The 19,698-nt window shown below is 65.2% G+C and carries 18 protein-coding genes; 3 read left to right on the top strand and 15 right to left on the bottom strand.

Annotated elements, in window-relative coordinates:
- Window positions 1–35: 35 nt before the first annotated feature.
- The 9 genes from paaB to J6500_RS04440 form a co-directional block, all read right to left on the bottom strand.
- Complete coding sequence (gene paaB / locus J6500_RS04480) at window positions 36–323, bottom strand: 1,2-phenylacetyl-CoA epoxidase subunit PaaB (protein ID WP_225711457.1); 288 nt, start codon at window positions 321–323, stop codon at window positions 36–38.
- Between the two features lie 11 nt (window positions 324–334).
- Window positions 335–1,327: a 1,2-phenylacetyl-CoA epoxidase subunit PaaA gene (paaA, locus tag J6500_RS04475; RefSeq protein WP_225711456.1), complete on the bottom strand. Its 993-nt coding sequence runs from the start codon at window positions 1,325–1,327 to the stop codon at window positions 335–337.
- 77 nt (window positions 1,328–1,404) lie between these two features.
- Window positions 1,405–2,274: a phenylacetic acid degradation operon negative regulatory protein PaaX gene (paaX, locus tag J6500_RS04470; RefSeq protein ID WP_225711455.1), complete on the bottom strand. Its 870-nt coding sequence runs from the start codon at window positions 2,272–2,274 to the stop codon at window positions 1,405–1,407.
- A gap of 209 nt (window positions 2,275–2,483) precedes the next feature.
- Window positions 2,484–3,254, bottom strand: coding sequence for an esterase/lipase family protein (locus J6500_RS04465; RefSeq protein WP_225711454.1), 771 nt, complete (start codon window positions 3,252–3,254; stop codon window positions 2,484–2,486).
- Window positions 3,255–3,446: 192 nt separating this feature from the next.
- Entirely contained in the window at window positions 3,447–4,730 is a 1,284-nt protein-coding gene (locus tag J6500_RS04460) for a DUF445 domain-containing protein (protein ID WP_225711453.1), read from the bottom strand.
- Window positions 4,731–4,940: 210 nt separating this feature from the next.
- Complete coding sequence (locus tag J6500_RS04455) at window positions 4,941–5,417, bottom strand: phasin (RefSeq protein ID WP_225711452.1); 477 nt, start codon at window positions 5,415–5,417, stop codon at window positions 4,941–4,943.
- A gap of 149 nt (window positions 5,418–5,566) precedes the next feature.
- Window positions 5,567–6,160 (bottom strand): GNAT family N-acetyltransferase, encoded by a 594-nt coding sequence (locus tag J6500_RS04450; protein WP_225711451.1) that lies wholly within the window; start codon window positions 6,158–6,160, stop codon window positions 5,567–5,569.
- Between the two features lie 11 nt (window positions 6,161–6,171).
- Window positions 6,172–7,254, bottom strand: a complete 1,083-nt coding sequence (locus J6500_RS04445; RefSeq protein WP_225711450.1) for a PHA/PHB synthase family protein — start codon at window positions 7,252–7,254, stop codon at window positions 6,172–6,174.
- Entirely contained in the window at window positions 7,251–7,634 is a 384-nt protein-coding gene (locus tag J6500_RS04440; protein ID WP_225711449.1) for a hypothetical protein, read from the bottom strand. Before J6500_RS04440 ends, J6500_RS04445 begins: the two co-directional genes overlap by 4 nt.
- Window positions 7,635–7,804: 170 nt before the next feature.
- On the opposite strand from J6500_RS04440, the gene J6500_RS04435 reads away from it, so the two are divergent.
- The gene (locus tag J6500_RS04435; RefSeq protein ID WP_225711448.1) at window positions 7,805–8,731 is read left to right on the top strand and encodes an alpha/beta fold hydrolase; all 927 of its coding nucleotides are present in this window, start codon (window positions 7,805–7,807) and stop codon (window positions 8,729–8,731) included.
- On the opposite strand, the gene J6500_RS04430 is transcribed toward J6500_RS04435, so the two are convergent.
- From J6500_RS04430 to J6500_RS04405, 6 genes are all read right to left on the bottom strand, one after another.
- Entirely contained in the window at window positions 8,679–9,404 is a 726-nt protein-coding gene (locus J6500_RS04430) for a spermidine synthase (RefSeq protein ID WP_225711447.1), read from the bottom strand. The two genes, J6500_RS04435 and J6500_RS04430, sit on opposite strands and share 53 nt — an antisense overlap.
- Window positions 9,405–9,572: 168 nt before the next feature.
- Entirely contained in the window at window positions 9,573–12,809 is a 3,237-nt protein-coding gene (locus tag J6500_RS04425; RefSeq protein ID WP_225711446.1) for a bifunctional cytochrome P450/NADPH--P450 reductase, read from the bottom strand.
- A gap of 138 nt (window positions 12,810–12,947) precedes the next feature.
- Window positions 12,948–13,943 carry an alpha/beta fold hydrolase gene (locus J6500_RS04420; protein ID WP_225711445.1) on the bottom strand — a complete coding sequence of 332 codons (996 nt, stop codon included), beginning with the start codon at window positions 13,941–13,943 and terminating at the stop codon, window positions 12,948–12,950.
- Window positions 13,944–13,953: 10 nt separating this feature from the next.
- Window positions 13,954–15,504 (bottom strand): WS/DGAT/MGAT family O-acyltransferase, encoded by a 1,551-nt coding sequence (locus tag J6500_RS04415; RefSeq protein ID WP_225711444.1) that lies wholly within the window; start codon window positions 15,502–15,504, stop codon window positions 13,954–13,956.
- Between the two features lie 58 nt (window positions 15,505–15,562).
- The gene (locus J6500_RS04410) at window positions 15,563–16,354 is read right to left on the bottom strand and encodes an esterase/lipase family protein (RefSeq protein ID WP_225711443.1); all 792 of its coding nucleotides are present in this window, start codon (window positions 16,352–16,354) and stop codon (window positions 15,563–15,565) included.
- 7 nt (window positions 16,355–16,361) lie between these two features.
- Window positions 16,362–16,616, bottom strand: coding sequence for a DUF6489 family protein (locus tag J6500_RS04405; protein WP_225711442.1), 255 nt, complete (start codon window positions 16,614–16,616; stop codon window positions 16,362–16,364).
- Between the two features lie 381 nt (window positions 16,617–16,997).
- Here J6500_RS04405 and J6500_RS04400 point away from each other — a divergent pair, with 381 nt between their 5' ends.
- Complete coding sequence (locus J6500_RS04400) at window positions 16,998–18,596, top strand: ABC transporter substrate-binding protein (RefSeq protein ID WP_225711441.1); 1,599 nt, start codon at window positions 16,998–17,000, stop codon at window positions 18,594–18,596.
- 113 nt (window positions 18,597–18,709) lie between these two features.
- Window positions 18,710–19,690 (top strand): ABC transporter permease, encoded by a 981-nt coding sequence (locus tag J6500_RS04395; RefSeq protein ID WP_225711440.1) that lies wholly within the window; start codon window positions 18,710–18,712, stop codon window positions 19,688–19,690.
- Window positions 19,691–19,698 lie beyond the last annotated feature (8 nt).

Here is a 19,698-nt window from a genome sequence, read left to right as displayed (position 1 = left end):
GCGCTTCGCTCGCAATGACGCGGCGAAAAGCGGTGTCACATATGCCCGACTTCGTCGGGCACGTCGTAGAACGTCGGGTGCCGGTAGATCTTGGATTCCGCCGGCTCGAACATCATGCCCTTCTCGGACGGATCGGACGCGGTGATCGCGTTCGACGGCACCACCCAGATCGAGAGGCCCTCGCCGCGGCGGGTATAGATGTCGCGTGCGGCCTGCAAGGCCAGCGTGGCGTCGGCCGCGTGCAGCGAGCCGACATGCTTGTGCGCAAGCCCGTTGCGGCTGCGGATGAAGACTTCCCAGAGCGGTGTGTTCGGCGTGGCCATGGCGGCGTCCTCTATTCGGCGGCTTGCGCGAGCCGGCGGCCCTTGCGCTTCTCGGCATAGGCCGCGGCGGCCTCGCGCACCCAGGCACCCTCCTCATGCGCCTTGCGGCGCGCGGCGATGCGATCGCGGTTGCAGGGGCCGTTGCCGGCGAGCACCTGCTTGAACTCGTTCCAGTCGATCGCGCTGTATTCCCAGTTGCCGTTCGCGTTCTGCTTCATGCCGGGATCGGGAATGGTCAGCCCGAGGAATTCGGCCTGCGGCACCGTGGCGTCGACGAATTTCTGGCGCAGCTCGTCATTGGAGAAGCGCTTGATCTTCCATTTGGTCGAGGTGTCGCTGTGCTGGCTCGCCTGGTCCGGCGGGCCGAACATCATCAGCACCGGCCACCACCAGCGATCGAGCGCGTTCTGCGCCATCGCCTTCTGCTCGGCGGTGCCGCGGCACAGCGTCACCATGATCTCGAAACCCTGGCGCTGATGGAATGACTCCTCCTTGCAGACGCGGATCATCGCGCGCGCATAGGGGCCGTAGGAGCAGCGGCACAGCGGGATCTGGTTCATGATCGCGGCGCCGTCGACCAGCCAGCCGATGGTGCCGATGTCGGCCCAGGTCAGCGTCGGATAGTTGAAGATCGAGGAATACTTCGCCTTGCCGGCAAGCATCGCGTCGACGAGCTCTTCACGCGAGGTGCCGAGCGTCTCGGCGGCGGCGTAGAGATAGAGCCCGTGGCCGCATTCATCCTGCACCTTGGCGAGCAGCGCGGCCTTGCGGCGCAGCGACGGAGCGCGGGTGATCCAGTTGCCCTCGGGCAGCATGCCGACGATTTCGGAATGGGCGTGCTGGGAGATCTGCCGGGTCAGCGTCTTGCGGTAGGCCGCGGGCATCCAGTCGTTCGGCTCGATTCGCTCGTCGGCATCGATGCGGGCCTGGAACTGCGCAGCAAGGGCGGCGTCCTCGATGCCGCGATCGTCACCGTCGGAACTGTTGAGCGCCTGGGTGTACATGGCCGACCTCCCGCCTGTGTTGTTAGGTAGCAATATATAACATAATTTGCGTATCGCAAGCTACTTTTGTAACATATTCAAACGCCTTCGAAACGGTGCGCCACCGCCCCATTGGGCTTCGGCAGCGGGCCGTCCTCGTTGGTTGCGTGTTCGTCAAGCCATTGTTCCGACGGCGAAAGCAGCCCGCGATAGATCTCGCCGCAGAGCTGTCGCGCGGCCCTGCCCGGCCAGTCCTTCGGCAGCAGGGGCGCCGGCAGCAGCGGATCGCGCAGCACGACGCGGCGGTAGTGATGGATCAGCAGCACTCGTGCGGTGAAGGCGTCGGCATCGGTCAGCATCTCCCCTCTGACGATCCAGCCGTGCAGCGGCTCGAACGTCTTCATGAATTTCAGATAGGCATCCGCGGTGCGATCGAGCGGCCAGCTCTCGCTCAGCAGCCGGCGCCCGCTGTCGTCCTCCGCGGAGACTTCGAGGCGGATCGCTCGCGACGCCTCGTCGGGGATCGGCGCGCCCGATGGCGCGATCCAGACCCCGGGCAGCGGACTGCCGAAGCCGGCATTCTTGAGCGCCTCGCGCGCAGCATCGCGGTCCTCGGCATTGCCGATCAACAGCAGCTCGAAGCGGCCGGTCCAGTCCGACGGCGGCGGATCGTAGATGTGCCTGGTCGCGGTATCGAAGGTCTGCCGGCCTTTCTTGTTCAGCCGATAGAAGCTGTTGCGGCCGACCTTGCTGCGCTCGAGCCAGCCGTCGGCGGCAAGCCGCGACATCGCGGTGCGCACCACATTGCCGTCGATGTCGAGCGATTTGAAGAACTCCAATAGCGTGCCGAGCCACACCGAGCCGCCGCGCGGCACGATGGCGTCGCCGAATACGGTGATGATGATCGAGCCGGTGCGCGACGGCTCGCGCTTGAGCTGGTCGACGATGCGGGCAAGCGGCTGCGGCATGCTCAACGCATAGCGCGTTTTGCCAGGGAACGACAATGCGGAGGCGGTGCCTCTTCTCCTTCTCCCCGCTTGCGGGAGAAGGTCCGGGATGAGGGGGAGTCTCCGCAAGGACGGTAAGAGACGGTCTCGTGGAGACTCCCCCTCACCCGGATCGCATCTGCGATGCGATCCGACCTCTCCCCGCAAGCGGTCGAGGTGAAAAGCGCGCCTTACCTGTTCGGATCCGGATAAACCATGCTGCGCCAGCCGCCGCGATCGAACGGCGACCATTGGCCTTCCTTCTGCGCGAGGCGGTCGGCGATGGCGTAGACCACCGCGGGATGGTGGCCCATGCCGCAATGGCTGCTCTCGACCTCGATGCTTTCCGCCATCGACGAGGCCTGCTCGCGGCAGCCCTGCCAGGCGCAGATGCCGTCGGTGCGGCTGAAGATCGCGGTGGTCGGTACCGGCGGCGCACTCGCGAGCGAGCCGCCGAACCGGGCATCCTCTTCATCGGCGCGGCGACCGCTGGCCATCTCGTAGACGCGCCAGGCATTGGTCGCCTTCGGACCGGCGGCGAACGGGCTGCCGAGCGTGATCACCTGGCGCACGCGCTCCGGCATCATCTTGGCGAGCTGGCGCGCGTAGAGACCGCCAAGGCTCCAGCCGACCAGCGAAACCTTGCGGCCGCTGGCCCCATTCATCTCGCACAGCAGCTCGACCATGCCGTCCTGCACGCCGGCACGCAGCCCGAGATTGCGACCCTGGCGCCAGCCGCTGACCGCATAACCCTTGCTCCTGAGGAAGTCGCGCAGCGGCCGGGTCGACATGTCGGAGGCGATCAGCCCGGGCAGCACCAGCACCGGATGGCCGTCGCCGCGCGGCGCGAGGCTGAGCAGCGGCAAGGCACCGAGGAAGGCCCCGAGCTCATGAATGGCGCGGCCTTCCAGGAGCATCAGCGTCCTCGACGGCGGGCGTAGCGTCTGCGCGGCAACCGACATTTCAGCTCCTCTTCCAGCGCGTCCCGGCGCCGGCAAATGGATTGACAGGATGGTCAACAGGATTGACGCAAACCCGGCGGAATCGTTCCGCAACGCAACAATGTGCCTTGAAAAGCTAGGGAACCGATTTCTTTCGTGCAAGCGGCCCGCGTCACACTTGCCACAACTTAAGTGAGATCCGTGCCCAATCGGTCACAGCAGCCGGAGCGCATATTCCAGCGTGTAAAGCGCCAACCCCGCAAGCCCGCCGATCAGCGAGCCGTTGAAGCGAATGTATTGCAGGTCCTTGCCGACATTGACCTCGATCAGCTGCAGCAGCTGCTCCATGTCCCAGCTCTTCATCTGGTCGGCGATGAAGCTGGAGACGCCGCTCTTCTGCTCCGCCACCACCGTGCGCAGGATCGCGACCAGTCCCTGGTTGATCTCGCTGCGCAGATCGGCATCGCCGTCGAGCGCGTCGCCGGCTTCGGCGAACATCCGTGCCAGCTGATGCTGCAACACCTGCGACTCGCCGGAGGCGCTGCGCTCCAAGAAGTCCTTGACGTTGGCCCAGATGGTGCGCCCGAGATTGGCAAGCTCCGGCCGCGCCAGCAGGTCGCGCTTGAGGCCGTCGATCCGATCGGCAAACGCCTTGTCGCTGCCGAGCCGGTCGACGAACGACAGCAGCATGCGATCGAATTCGCCGCGGAACGGATGCTGCGGATCGTCACGCACCTCCTCAAAGAATTTCGTCGCGGAAGCGATGATGCGGTTCACCACGAACTTGTCGGCGCGATAGAGCCGCAGCAGCGTCGGCATCTCGGCGCGGACCTTCTCGCGGATCACGGCCATGGTTTCCTGCTGCGTCAGCGTCTGGTGCAGCACGCGCAGGATATCGTCGAGCAGGCCGGCATGCTTGCCCTCCTGCACGAAGCCGCGCAGCGCACCGGCGACGAGCGGCGCGAGATCGATCGAGAGAATCTGCGTCGTGACGCGGCGGCTGATGAACTGCATCAGTCCGGAGCTCTCGGTCGCCGACAGCGCCTCGGGCAGCATCCGCAGCACGAAGCGGGCGAGATCCTCGCTGCGCTTGCGGTCACGCAGCCAGTCGGCGATGAAGCTGCCGAAATCGATCTCGCGCAGCTTGGCCTCGACCGGCCCGGATTCCAGAAAATTGTTCTCGATGAACTCGCCGAGCTTCTCGGCGATGCGCTGCTGATTGCCCTGGATGATCGCGGTGTGTGGGATCGGCAGCCCCAGCGGCCGCCGGAACAGGGCGACCACCGCATACCAGTCGGCGAGCCCGCCGATCGTCGCGGCCTCGGCAAAGGCCGCGACGAAGCCGAAGGCCGGATGCACCGGCAGCAGCGCCTTCGAGGTGATGAAAACGACGAAGGTCGCCGCCAGCACGCCGGTCGCCAGCCACTTGACCCGCCGCAGTTCGGCCGCGCGTTCGGCGTCGACGGGCGTTGCGATGAGGGCGGCGGGCAGGGTCATGATGCTGGACGTGGTTCGCGCTGGCCCAATGCTAGCCGTCATTGCGAGCGAAACGAAGCAATCCATTTCACCGCTTGCGGAGACATGGATTGCTTCGTCGTTTCGCTCCTCGCAATGACGCGAGGCAGGCATGAGCGATGTATAAGGAGCACCGGACAAAAAGAAGGCCCGCCTAAGCGGGCCTTCAAAAGGGGCAGTGGTGCAGCTCGATCAGGCGGTCTTGCCGTAGACCTTGGCAAAGTTGTCCTGCGCGGTCTTGGCGCCGTCGGTGACGAGCTTGCCGAGATACTCGGTCGTGGCCTTCGCCCGCGAGACGAACAGTTCGCCACGCGCACGGACCAGGTCCGACTGGATCTGGGCGGCTTCGCTCAGCGACTTTGCCGATGCGAGCTTGTCGATGCCGGCAAAGAACGCCTCGGCGTCCTGGTACATCGCCTGCTGGATATTGCGGCTGATCTTGGCGGCCTCGGTCACCGAACCGGCAACGGCGGACTCGATCACGTTGGTCACCTTCTCGGAGCCGGCATAGGCATCGGCAGCGCGGGTCTTGGCGACCTCGGCCTGCTTCTTCACGAACTCGCGGGCGGCTTCCGGAACTTCCAGGTTCTGGAGCTTGGTGAACGCCTCGGTGACGGGCGCGAAGGCTTCCTTGACGCTGTTCAGCACGGAGTTGGTTTCGATGGTCATTGCGGGTCTCTCCATCCTCAGGTTTGAGCTATGGCTCACCCCGTCCGGATTGGCCCGGGGCAGGAGTGTTGTGTCACAATTCATGGTGCATTGCAACATATATGTTGCATCGCAATCTGCCCGCGACTTCAGCAATATACGGTATTATTTTACTTCTGTACGGCTCCCGGCACCCCGTAGGCCTCCATCTGGGACCGGACCTGCGCCACATTATGCCCGAGCACGACGATGTCATGGGTCTTGCCCTCGACGTCGCGGACGTGATCGCGCAGCAGGGCCTCGGCCTTGAAGCCGAGGCTTTCGAACAGCGCGATCGCCGCACGCTGGTCGACGGTCATCTGCACCGAGAACTTCTCCAGTCCGGCCGCGAGCGCGATCGCAAAGGTCTCCTGCGACAGCGCCCGGCCGACGCCCTGCCCGCGCATGTCGAGCGACACCACCATCCGGATTTCGCCGACATGCGGCGACCACGAATGCGGGTCGCGTACCAAGGTGCCGCAGCCGACCACCTTGCCGTCCTTGACCGCGAGCAGGCTCGTGATGTCACCGCGCTCGATCTCGTTGACCCAGGCCGACAGCACCTTTGGCTGGCTGATGTTGCGCGGCAGGAACAGCAAATCATGCGTCGGCAGGTGCTGCGCGAAGGCCAGCACGGCGGCCTCGTCGGCCCGCGTCATCAGGCGAAACTCGATGTCGCCCGCCTCGGTCTTGACGCGGCGCGGATAGGAACGTTGTTCGGTCATGTCGATCTCTCTCAGGTCGATCTTTTGCCCAGCCAGGAGTCCAGTTTCGGCCATAGCCGCTTGATTGCGTTGGCGCCGGCGACCAGCGAGACGTGACCGCCTTTCAGCATCACCTCCTCCTTGTCGGTGGAGCCGATCTTGGTGACCAGGTGCTTTGCCGCGTCATAGGGCACGATGTGATCGTGCTCGGCGACGGCGTGCAGCAGCGGCACCTTGATGTCGGCAAGCTTGGCCGCGCGGCCGCCGACCGTCATGGTGTCGTTGTAGAGCTTGTTGTCCCACATCAGATCCTTGGTGATGGCGCGGAAATACTCGCCGGTCAGCGGCAGCGTGTCGGTCGCCCAACGGTCGAACATCCGGTAGGATTTCACGAACTCGTCGTTCCAGATGTTCTCCCAGAGCTGGATCTGGCCGGTGATGCGCGAGGCCGGCCGCAGCATGTCGAACGATTGCAGGATCAGTTCGGGCGGCATGTTGCCGGTGCTGTCGATCAGGCGGTCGACATCGAAATAGCGGCGGTCCGCGAAATTCGAGAACAGCTTCATCTCGCGAAAGTCGATCGGCGTGGTGAAGCAGATCAAATTCTTCATCGGTCCGTCGCTGTGGATCGAGCCGTACAGCAGCGACAGCACGCCGCCGAAGCAGTAGCCGATCACCGAGACGTCCGTCTCGCCGGAATCCTGCTGCACACGGCGGACCGCGTCGGGGATGAAGTCGAGGACGTAGTCCTCCATGCGCAGCGACTTCTCCTCCGGCTTCGGCGCGGTCCAGTCCAGCATATAGACGTCGTAGCCGCGCTTGAGCAGGAATTCGACGAAGCTCTGCCCCGGCACCAGGTCGAGGATGTAGCCGCGGTTGGTGGTCGCCATCACGATCAGCACCGGCACGCGATAGACCTCGCTGGCCTGCGCCCGGTAGTGATAGAGGTTCATGGTGCCGCGCGAATGCAGCACGTCCTTCGGCGTCGAGCCGAGCGAGGGACCCGAGGTCGAGAAATACTCGACGCCCTTGATGCTGCGCTGGATCGCGCGCTGCACCTCGGACTGCACCCGTTCGGAGATCGAGGCGAGGTCAAATCCGGTGGAAGCGTTCATTTGCGCTCTCCCTCGGGCGGCGGCTGCCTGGTGCGCGGCGGCCGCGGCGTCGCGCCGTAGCCGTCCGAGGGCGCCAGCGAGTTATGGTGCACCTGCTGCAGCAGCGTCTTGATCTCGTTGAGCTGATTCTCCATCGACTGCAGGCGCTCGGCCATGCCGACCAGCTGGGCGCGGCTCGGCAGGTTCATGGCAAGCAGATACTTCTCCATCAGCTCGCCGAGCTGCTTCTGCGCGCCGGCCGCGACGCCGCCAGCCTGGTTCATCACCTTGGAAAATTCCGGCGAGCTCATCAACTGGTTGCCGAAGGAGTTGAACCCCTTCTCCATCTCGCCAATCATCGTCTGCCAGATCACGGCAGGGTCGTTGCCCTTGTCGGCCATGCGGCGCTCCTCCACACCAATTTCGAGCGCTTGCCGCGCTTTCGCTTGTTGCACCATACGACACCGTTGCCGCGGATCGGTCAACTGCGGCACGAACGACGGCGGCGGAAGCCCTTCTGCGCTGCGTCAAACCGTGGCATAGAGGTTGCTGACCGCGCCACCGACAGGGGATGCCCGTGACCACGCTCGCCCATCAGCCGCCGCAGATCGTCAAGGCCAACGGCATCGACATCTGCTACGAGATCTTCGGCGATGCGAATGCCGAGCCGCTGCTGCTGATCATGGGCCTCGGCGCGCAGATGGTGCTGTGGGACGACGAGTTCTGCGAGCAGCTCGCCGCGCGCGGCTTTCGCGTGATCCGGTTCGACAACCGCGACATCGGCAAGTCGGGCCGGCTGAGCGGCGGCGGCCCGCTGCGGCCGCTCGAACTGCTCAAGCTGCGCTTCCTCAGGATTCCGCTCGCCGCGCCCTACAAGCTGTCGGACATGGCGCAGGACACGATCGGCCTGATGAAGGCGCTCGGCATCCAGTCGGCGCACGTGGTCGGCGCCTCCATGGGCGGCATGATCGCGCAGGAGATCGCGATCTCGTATCCGCAGGCGGTGCGCTCGCTGACCTCGATCATGTCGACCACCGGCAATCCCAAACTGCCGGGGCCATCCCGCGCCGCCATGGCGCTATTGATGGCGCCGCCGCCGAAGAGCAAGGAAGAATACATCCAGCGCTTCGCGCAGACCTGGAAATTCCTGCGCGCCGGCTCATTCCCCGAGGACGAGGCCCGCGACCGCGCGCTCGCGGTGCGCACCTTCGAGCGCGGGCTCAATCCAGCCGGCGTCGGCCGCCAGATGCGCGCCATCCTCGCCTCCGGCAGCCGCAAGGAGCGGCTGCGCAGCGTCAAGGCGCCGACCCTGGTGATTCACGGCACCGTCGATCCGCTGGTGCATCCCGAAGGCGGCCGCGACACCGCGGCCTCGATCCCGGGCGCCAGGCTCATGATGATCGAACGGATGGGCCACGCGCTGCCGATCCCGATGTGGCCGCAGATCATCGACGCGATCGACGCGCACGCGCATCAGGCGGCGGCGAAGGCGGCATAGGCTCGTTGGTCGCGATCCAGATCACGTGGCGTGCGCCGCCGCCGCGCCCCGTGGCGCGGACGGCGACCTCGTTGACGGCAAAGCCGGCCTGACGCAGCGATTTCGTGAACTTCGGATTCGGTCCCGACGACCACACCGCAAGCACGCCGCCGGGTCGCAGCGCGGCTTGCGCCGTCCGCAGCCCGGAGACGTCGTAGAGGGCGTCGTTGGCTTTACGGGTCAGACCTTCCGGCCCGTTGTCGACATCGAGCAGGATCGCATCGAAGCCGAGCTTGTGCCGCTCGATCAGCCGCGCCACGTCGACCTCGCGGATCTCGACGCGCGGATCGTCGAGGCTGTCACCGAAGATCTCCGCCATCGGGCCGCGCGCCCAGGCGATCACCTGCGGCACCAGTTCGGCCACCACGATGGTTGCCTTGCGGCCGAGCACCGCGAGCGCGGCACGCAAGGTGAAGCCCATGCCGAGGCCGCCGATCAGCACATGGGGCCTCGCGACCTTCTCGATCCGCTTGGCGGCGAGCGTCGCCAGCGCGGCCTCCGATCCGGAGAGGCGGCTGTTCATCAGCTCGTTGGTCCCGAGCTTGATGGAGAATTCGTGGCCGCGCCGCATCAGGCGCAGCTCGTCCGCGCTGCCGGGGATGCGTGCGGTGTCGATTTTTTCCCAGGGAATCATGCTTTGGCTTGTAGCACGGTGGTTCGAGGCAAGCCGCGATGTTCTGAGGCGGGTGGCCCCCCGGTCGTCCCGGCGAAGGCCGGGACGACGCGTGGAGAGAGATCGGCCGCACAAGATCGATCCCGTAGCCCGGATGGAGCGCAGCGCAATCCGGGCTACGAGGTCCGCTTAACCACCGGCCCAGACGTCGAGCACGTAGCGGTTCGTCGCGCCCATCTCATCGATCCAGCGCGATGCGGCGCCGGCATCCGTGCCGGTGCGCTCGCGATAGAGCGAGACCAGCGTCGCCTTGACGTCGGGCTCCATCCTGCTGCCGTCGCCGCAGACATAGATGATCGCGCCGCGCTGGATCAGGTCCCACACCCGGTCCTTCTGCGCGGCGACGAGGTGCTGCACATAGGTCTTCGGCCCGTCGGCGCGCGAGAAGGCGGTGTAGAGCTCGCAGATGCCGTCGGCCGCGAACGCCTTCAGCTCGTCGGCGTAGATGAAATCCTGCTCCGGGTGGCGGCAGCCGAAGAACAGCATCGCGGGCCCGAGCGTTGCGCCCTTTGCCTTGCGGGCGGCGCGTTCCTGCAGGAAGCCGCGGAACGGCGCGAGGCCGGTGCCCGGCCCGATCATGATGACAGGCACGGCGTTGTCATCGGGCAGGCGAAAGCCCGCCTTGGTCTCCTTCACCGTGGCATGGATGGTGTCGCTGGCGCGGCGGCGCGCCAGGTAGTTCGAGCAGACCCCCTTGTAGATGCCGCGGCCAGAACTTGCCGGCGCCTCCACCACGCCGACGGTGATGCTGCAGCGCTGCGCCTCGCCCGCGGGCGAGGACGAGATCGAGTAGTAGCGCGGCGCCAGCAGCGACAGCATTTCGAGGTAGATGTGGAACGGTAGCTCGCAGGCCGGGTACTCCTCGAGCAGATCGAACACCGATTTGCGCTTGGCCAGCACCTCGGCGCGGTAGCGCTCGGCCGATGCGTCGTCCTCGCCGACATAGGCCATCAGCTTCGGCTTGGTCACCGGGCAGCGGGTGTGCTCGGCCATGATCTGGATCTGCTTGCGGGTCGCGATCTGCTGCAGTTCGACGAATTCGGTGAGCAGCCGGCCGACCGACACCGCATTGCCGACCGGCAATTGTGCGCGGCGGCCTTCCGAGACTTGCAGGCGGATTTGATCCGCCGGCAGGAAGCCGAAGCGGCGCGCGACCGAATCGACCAATGTCGGGTCGTTGCGCGGCACCACGCTGAGATGGTCGCCGACGCGGTATGTCAGGCTGGCCGGCAGCTCGACCACGATGTGCCGGGTCGAGCGATCCGACGGATGGGCGCCGTCCCTGGTCTGCAGCTCGCTGTTGACCAGCACCTTCATCGGCACCGCGCCGCCCTGCGTGACGATGGTGTTGACCGCGCCCTGCGCCACCGGCTCGATCGCATAGAGCGGCTCGTCCTCGGCGGTGCGGGTGAAATTCCAGTCGATGCCGAATTCCTTGGTCGCGACCTTGGCGGCCTCCGGAAACCATTTCTGGAACTGGCCGTCGAGGTCGCTGCGCGCATCGCCTTCGCCGCGCGGATACACCGCGCGGGCGCCGTGCTTCGTCAGTTGCTCGTCGATGAAGCGCGGCACCGATTGATAGGTCGCCGCCCAATCGCTGTTGCCGCAGCCGAACACCGCGTAGCGCACCTTGGAAAACGCATCCTTCGGCAGATCGCTGCCGAGCCATTTGACGAATTGCGTGGCGTTATCGGGCGCCGCGCCATTGTAGGAGGCGCAGATAATGAGGACGCCGCCCTCCTCCGGCAGCTTGCCGACATAGTCATCGAGCGGGCCGAGGCGGGTGGCAAAACCGTTGATCTCGGAGAGATCGGCCATGCGGGTGGCGAGCTCCTCGGCGGAGCCGAGGTTGGAGCCGTACAGCACCAACATCGGCGTGTTGTGGCCGGGGCGCGTGGTCGGCGCACGCGGCGCCTTCGGCGCGGCCGCAGCCGCGCCTGCCGTGCCGGCGAACGCGCCGCGGTCGCGGTCTTCGCGCGGCCGCACCTTGATCTTGAAGCCGTCGGGCTTGATCGTCAGCGTCTCCTTCAGATGCATCTGGTAGCGATGCACATCGATCAGCTTGAAGCGCTGCAGGATCATGCCGATCGCCAGCGCCGCCTCATGCATCGCAAAGCCGCGGCCGATGCAGGCGCGCTGGCCGTTGCCGAACGGCTTCCAGGCGTTGATCGGGCGCTTCGCCTCGGCCTCGCGGCTGAAATTCTCCGGATCGAACACGTCGGGGTTCGGACCCCAGACGCTGGGATCACGGTGCAGCGCCATCACCAGGATGGTGACGAAGGTGTTCTTCTTCAGCTTGTATTTGCCGCCGCCGATGGTCTCGTCGGCCAGCGGCGCGATGCCGTAGGCCGGCGCCGGCGGCCACAGCCGCAGCGCCTCCTTCAGACATTGCGTGATGTAGGTGAGCTGCGTGACCTGCTGATAGGTCGGCTTCGCATCGACGTCGGGGCCGAGGACGCGATCGACCTCCTCGTAGCACTTCTTCAGGATCTCGGGATGCTTCAGCAGCGCGTAGATCGTGCACGACAACAGGCCTGAGGTGGTCTCATGGCCGGCAATCAAAAAGGTGTTGATCTGGTAGCGGATGTTGACGTCGTCGAGCTGCTCGCCGGTGGCGCGGTCGACGCCGGTCATCATCGCGGCCAGCATGTCCTTCTTGTCGGAGGTGGCATCGGTGCTGCCGCGGCGCTCGGCGATGATCTCGTCGACCATCTTGTTCATGAAGGCGACGTCTTCGGCCAGCGTCTTGCGCCGCTTCTGCATCCACAGCCGTTCGAGCGGCAGGCCGCGGGTCATCATGATGGTTTCGAGCGAGCGCACCAGCGATTCCACGAAGGGATGGTAGTCGCGGCGATAGAACGAGTTGAAGCGGTAGTCGAAGCCGCACAGGCCGATGGTGTCCAGCGTCAGCGCCGTCATGTCGTGGACGACGTCGATTTCCTCGTCGGCGTTAAGCCGCTCCCATTTTTTGACCAGCTGCTCGGCGATATCGACCATGCTCGGGTGGTAGGACTGCATGGCGCGGTTGCCGAACGGCTGCATCAGGATGTTGTGCGCCTTGCTCCAGTTCGGCTCCTTGGTGTCGGCGGTGAACAGGCCGTCGCCGCCGACCGCGCGGACCCGGCGCAGCGAGCCGCGCACCGCCTTGTCGAACCGCTTCTCGTCGGAGAGCTCGTCGACCAGGTCGTGGCCGGACACGATGACAAGCGGCGCGCCCATCATGTCGAGCCAGAAGATCGGCCCGAGCTCCTTGGAGAGCCGCACCAGATCCTGCACCGGCGCCGTCGAATCCAGCGACAGCATGTTGCCGACCACCGGCTTCGTCGGCGGCTGCGGGATCGGACTCAGTCGGTTGCCGGACGCCATGTCGAGATTGCCCCCTGTGTCACCTCAAACTCACCCGTCATTCCGGGATGCGCCGGCAGGCGCAGGCCCGGAATCCATACTCGCGATCGTGGCTACGGATTCCGGGCTCGCGCGCCCCGGAATGACGAACCATTATCGTCACCCAAACCGCTTTTTACGCCACTCGATCAGTTTGGCGCTGACCTCGTCGGGCTTTTCCTGCTGCGTCCAATGGCCGCTGTCCTTGACCAGATACTTCTCGAGGTCAGGCACCAGCTTCTCCATGCCGTCGGCGGCCGAGGGCGGCAGCACCGCGTCGTTCTCGGCCATGATCATCAGCGACGGCACCTTCACATGATGGTCGAGGCCAGACGAGCGCTCCCAGTTGCGGGTGAAATTGCGATACCAGTTGATGCCGCCGGTGAAGCCGGTCTTCGTAAAAGTGTCGACAAACACCTTCTTCTCGTCGGCAGACAGGATCGGTTTACGCGGATCGTGTTTGGCGTCGTAATTCGCGATCATCTGCGGAAATGCCAGGTTGAGGCGGGCCGAGGCGCCGACGCCGGCGATCGGCTGCTCCTCTGGCGTGCCGGGCGGCCGCGCCACTGGCTTGCGCATGAAGGCATCGAAGGTCTGCTCGACCCGGCTACCGAAGATGCGGTCCGGCTCGCGCGCCGGGTCCTGGAACTGGACGATGTACATGTGCTCGCCGAAGCGCTGGCGGAACAGCGCGATCGGGTCCATCGGCGACCGGTCCCAATGCGGCGTGTTGACGCCGACGACGCCGGCGACCCGCTGAGGATGCCGCAGCGGCATCTGCCAGACCACGAAGCCGCCCCAGTCGTGGCCGACGAAGATCGCCTTCTCGACCTTGAGATGATCGAGCAGCCCGACGAGATCGGCGGTCAGATGCTCCATGTCGTAGGCCTCGACCGGCTCCGGCCGGTCGGTCGCGCCATAGCCGCGCTGATCCGGCGCGATGACGCGGATGCCGGCATCACCCAGCGCCTTGATCTGGTGGCGCCAGGAAAACGCCAGCTCCGGCCAGCCGTGGCACAGCACCACGGGCGGCGTGTCGGTCTTGGGCCCGGCTTCGTAGAAGCCCATGCGGATGCCGTTGGTCTCGGCGAATTGCAGCGGCGGCATTTCAATCATGACATGGATCCTATTCGGCCGCGCCCTTGACTTCGGCCGGCGGAGGCGCGAACGCCGCCTCCAGCGCATCGAACTCGAGCGGCAGCATGTCGCACATCACCTGCACATGCGGGATGATGTTGGCGCCGACGATGAAGCCGAAATCGAGCTGGTCGCGGTAGCTCTGCACGGTGATGTTCAGCGCAACGCCGTGGGTCGAGATCGAGACCGGGAAGATGTGCAGCAGCTCGGCGCCCGCCGCATAAAGCGTCTGCCGCGGCCCGGGCACATTCGACACCGTGATGTTGGTGGCCGGCGGCAGCACGTTGGAGAGGTCGGAGCGGCTGTACAGCAGCGCCAGGATCTGCACCAGGATCGGCGCGCCGAGCAGCGAGATGTTGGAGACCTGCGGCACCAAAGCGCGCAGCGGATGCGACATCTCCTTGGATTTGGTCGACTGCGCGATAATGGTCTCGAGCCGCTTCTTGGGATCTTCGACGTCGGTCGCGATCGAGCAGATCATGCCGAACACCTGGTTGTTCGCGTCGGCATTGCCCTCCTCGCGCAGCGAGATCGGCACGCCCGCGGTCAGCGACTTGTTCGGCAGCGCACCCTGGCTGAGCAGATAGCGCCGCACCACACCGGAGGCGAGCGCCAGCACGACGTCGTTGAGCTTGCCGCCGGAGGCCTTCGCCAGCGCCTTGGCGCGCGACAGCGAGATCGAGGTACCGGCAAAGCTGCGCTCCGAGGAGATCGCCTTGTTGAGGATGGTCGGCGGCGAGGACATCGCCTGCAGGCTCTCGCGCGAGCGCGGATCGGCGACCTTGGCGACGACGTCGGACAGGCTTTTCATCACGGTCGGCATGCTGCCGGCGAACTTCACCGCGTTCTCGATCTGGAACATGGCGTTGTCGAACAGGATCGAGCCGAGATCGCTCTTGCCCGAGCGCGGCAGCTCCAGGCTCTTCTGCGCGGCGGCTGCCGCCTCGAACGGCTGGGTCCAGAGCTGCTGATAGGCATCGATCAGGTTGGCCGCGATGTCGCGCGGCTCCTGCGCGACCTTCTTCGCACTCGGCGGCTCGACCACGCGCGGCACCGGCGTCAGGTCGTAGATCATGCTGGTCAGCGCCGCGCCGGCGCCGCCGTCGATGCAGGCGTGGTGCATCTTGGAATACAGCCCGATCTCGTTGTCCTTCATGCTTTCGAAGACGTAGAACTCCCACAGCGGGCGGGCGCGGTTGAGCAGCTTGGCGTGCATCCAGCCGACGATGCGCTCCAGCGTCGCGCGGTCGCGCGGCGCCGGCAGGCTGGCGCGGAAAATGTGGCGGTCGATGTCGAACTGGTCGTCCTCGACCCAGGACGGATGGTCGATGTCGAGCGGCGCCTTCTGCAGGCGCGCCTTGAGGATCGGCGCGATGTGCAGCCGCGAGGCGATCATCGCCTTGAACTCCTCGAAGAAGTCGCCCTTGTAGCCTTCGGGCAGGCGGAAGATCGCCATGCTGCCGACATGCATCGGCATCTCAGGCGTTTCCAGATAGAGGAACGATGCGTCCAGCGAGGACAGCTTCTTGGCGTCGCTCATGATTCCCTCCCGAGAGCAAACTCAAACGGGCGCCTTGACGGCGCTTCTCGTCATTCGATCAGGATAGTGCCTGTTCCGCAGGCCCATAGGCAATGGCAAACGGCCCCGAACGAGCAAAATGCCGGAATTGGCCCTCCGGCTGCGCCAGCCGGTCGGCGATCGCCCACAGCGCCGCCGGATTGACGCCGAGGCCGATATGGCTGGCGAGATGCACCTCGATGTTCTCCGCGGTCGCCGAGGGCCGCAGGCGCGAGGTACGCCAGTTCACGATGCCGTCGGTGCGGGAATAGATCGAGGTGGTCGGCACCGGCATGTCGCCGGCGATCGCCGCGCGCACCTCCGGGATGTCGTCCACGCCTTCGCCGGACAGGATCTCGTACAGCCGCGTCGCATTGGTGGCGCGGATGTCGTCGGCGAACGGGCTGCCCAGCGTGATGATCTGGCGCACCAGCTCCGGCATCTGCAAGGCGAGATCGCGCGCATAGACGCCGCCGAGGCTCCAGCCGATGATCGAGACCTTGCGCCCGGTCGCCTCGTGAATTCGCTTCAGCAGGTCGCGCAGCGCGCCGCGCCTGGAGCCGATGCCGCCGAAATTGCGGCCCATGTTCCAGGCATAGGCGTCGTAGCCGAGCTCCTTCAGATAGCGCCGCATCGGCGCCATCGAGAGATCGCTGGCAAGGAAGCCGGGCAGCGTCAGCACCGGATGGCCGTCCCCCTTCGGCGCCTGCATCAGGAGCGGCGACAGCAGCAGGCTCGAATTGAGCTCGAGCACGCCGCGCGCCTCGGCCAGCATCAGGAACAGGCTTGGCGGGCGCAACCGGCGTTCGGTCACCTCGGCGCTCCTGTCCATGATTTCGCTACCTCTTGTCCTTCTTGCCCATGCCGCCGAGGCCGGCCATCGTCACGAACATGTCCTGGAAGCGCTCGGCGATCTTGGGATCGAAGGTGAACCAGCTCTGCATCAGCGATTCCGGCGAGATCTTCTCGATGTTCGAGGTCATCTGCTGCTGCAGCTTGTCCATCACGGCGGCCTGCATCGGCGCCACGTCCGGCAGTCCGAAGAACTGCCGCGCTTCGAGGGGCGTGCAATCTATTTCGACATTGACCTTCATAACCGCCTCCTCAAACGCGCCTGGCTCGCGTCAGTATCGCCACGACAGGGTGAATCATGCAAGCGATCCAACCTGCCCCATCGCCGGGCCGGCCTCAATCATCCGTTATGTCAGCCAAACCCTGCCGCGGCAAATCGCCCGGAATGGCAAACGAGGCGCTGCCGCCGCCAACTCCCTCATCACGGCGGAAACCCTCGAAAGTTGAATGTCGCCTGCTGGGGCCGCCCGCCTATCCTGCCCCCCCGGTCGGAGAAACCGCAACCACGCCGCCGATTGACCCTTGGGAAATCGCGCTTGCGCGGCGAGCAAACTCTGGCAACATGGCCGGTAAAATCTGCCGGAACGCGCGCCCGGCCAACAAAAACGGGGGACGAAGATCACATGTCGGGACGTCGGAATCTATTTGCTGCGACAGCGGTCGCCCTTCTTGCCTGGACGCTGCCGGCATCCGCCCAGACCTTGCGCTATGCCAACCAGGGCGAACTCAAATCGCTGGATCCCTATACGCTGAAGGAATCCACCACGATCGCCCATCACGGCCATGTCTATGAAGGCCTGATCGCGCGCGACAAGGACCTCAAGATCATCCCGGCGCTGGCCGAAAGCTGGGAAACCGTGAGCCCGACCAAATGGCGCTTCCATCTGCGCAAGGGCGTGAAATTCCATAACGGCGATCCCTTCACCGCCGACGACGTGCTGTTCTCCGCCGAGCGCGTCCGCGCCAAGGGCTCCAACTTCCTCAGCAACGTGCCTGGTGACGCCAAGTTCACCAAGGTCGACGACTACACCGTCGACGTGACGCTGGACTCGCCCAATCCCATACTGATCTCGCAGTGGGATAGCTGGTACATCATGGACAAGAAGTGGTGCGAGGAAAACAACTCCGTCGCACCGACGCCGGCCTCCGCGACCACGCCGAGCTTCGCGGCGCTGCACGAGAACGGCACCGGTCCGTTCACAATCGAGAGCCACCAGCCCGGTGTGAAGACCGTGTTCAAGGCGTTTCCGGGCTATTGGAAGAAGCCGGAGCACAATCTCAAGGAGATCATCTTCACCCCGATCGGCTCCGACGCGACCCGCGTCGCCGCGCTGCTCTCGGGCGAGGTCGACGTGATCGAGCCGGTTCCGATCCAGGACATCCAGCGCGTCAATTCCAGCGGCAACGCCACCGTGCTGACCGGGCCCGAGATCCGCACCATCTTCGTCGGCATGGACGAGTCGCGCGACGAGCTCCTGTTCTCCAACGTCAAGGGCAAGAACCCGTTCAAGGACATCCGCGTCCGCGAGGCGATCTACAAATCGATCGACGTCGAGCTGATCAAGAGCCGCGTCATGCGCGGCATGTCGACGCCCTCGACCTTGATGATCGCGCCGCAGCTCTATCCGCTGTCGAAGGAGTTCACCCGGCCGAAGCTCGATCCCGACGGCGCCAAGAAGCTGCTCACCGACGCCGGCTATCCGAACGGCTTCGAAGTCACGATGGATTGCCCGAACGACCGCTACGTCAACGACGCGGCGATCTGCCAGGCGGTGGTCGGCATGCTCGCCCGCATCGGCATCAAGGTGAACCTGCTGGCGCAGCCGAAGGCGCAGTTCTTCGCCAAGGTGCTGAAGCCCGGCGGCTATCAGACCTCGATGTTCATGCTGGGCTGGACCCCGGCGACCTCGGACTCGCACAACGTGCTGCACGACATCCTCGGCTGCCGCGACGATCCGAAGGATGCGACCCGAGGCGAGGCCAATCTCGGCGGCTATTGCAACAAGGAGGTCGACGCGCTCACCGACAAGGTGCTGGTGGAAAGCGACACGGCCAAGCGCGACCAGCTGATCAAGCAGGCCTACGAGATCGTCATCAAGGACTTCGGATACGTGCCGCTGCACCAGCAGTCGCTGGCATGGGGCGTATCGAACAAGGTCAAGCTGGTCCAGCGCGCGGACAACCAGGTTCTGCTCTACTGGGCCACCAAACAGGGTGAATGAGTGACCCCAGCGAATTCGGTCCCGGAAGCGGCTGCTTCCGGGACCTCTCGTTTTCCGGCCGCGCAATGCCGCGCCGGCGCCGGTCCAAGTCTGAAAAGCAGTGAAAGGTAGAGATGCTCGCTTTCACTCTTCGTCGCATGTTACAGGCGATCGGCGTGATGCTCGCTGTCGGCGTCATCGCGTTCTCGATGTTCCGCTTTGCCGGCGATCCGGTGAACCAGATCGTCTCGATCGACACCTCGGCAGCGGAACGCGCCTCGATCCGGCAGTCGCTCGGCCTCGACGATCCCGTGCTGGTGCAGTTCGCCCGCTACTTCATCGATGCCGTCCAGTTCAAGTTCGGCGTCTCCTACCAGTTCCGCCTGCCGGTCTCCTCGCTGCTGATGGAGCGCCTGCCGGCGACGCTGGAGCTTGCGATCTGCGCGACGCTGTTCGCGATGGTGGCCGGCATCCTGATGGGGGTCTATTCGGCGCTGCGCCGCGACACCGTGCTGGCCAAATTATTCCAGGCGGTATCGCTGATCGGCATCTCGCTGCCGACCTTCCTGATCGGCATCCTGCTAATCTATCTGTTCGCGGTAACGCTGGGCTGGCTGCCCTCCTTCGGCCGCGGCGAGGTGGTGAAGCTCGGCTGGTGGACCACCGGGCTCCTGACCGTCTCAGGGTTGAAGGCGCTGATCATGCCGGCGATCACGCTCGGGCTGTTCCAGATGACCCTGATCATGCGGCTGGTGCGCGCCGAAATGCTCGAGGTGCTGCGCACCGACTACATCCGCTTCGCCCGCGCCCGCGGCCTGACCACGCGCGCGATCCATTTCGGCCATGCGCTGAAGAACACACTGGTTCCCGTGATCACCGTGGCCGGCCTGCAGTTTGGCTCGGTTATTGCTTTCTCGATCATCACCGAAACCGTGTTCCAATGGCCGGGCATGGGGCTTCTGTTCGTGCAGGCCGTGCAAAACGTCGATATCCCGATTATGGCCGCCTACCTGTTGATGGTCTCGCTGATCTTCGTCACCATCAACCTGGTGGTCGACATCCTCTACACCGTGGTCGATCCGCGCCTGCGCTCGACCGTCGGCCGCGCGTCGTGAGGGCTTGA

The organism is Bradyrhizobium semiaridum, assembly GCF_020329505.1.
GTDB lineage: Bacteria > Pseudomonadota > Alphaproteobacteria > Rhizobiales > Xanthobacteraceae > Bradyrhizobium > Bradyrhizobium semiaridum.
This window is presented reverse-complemented; position numbering and strand designations above follow the sequence as displayed.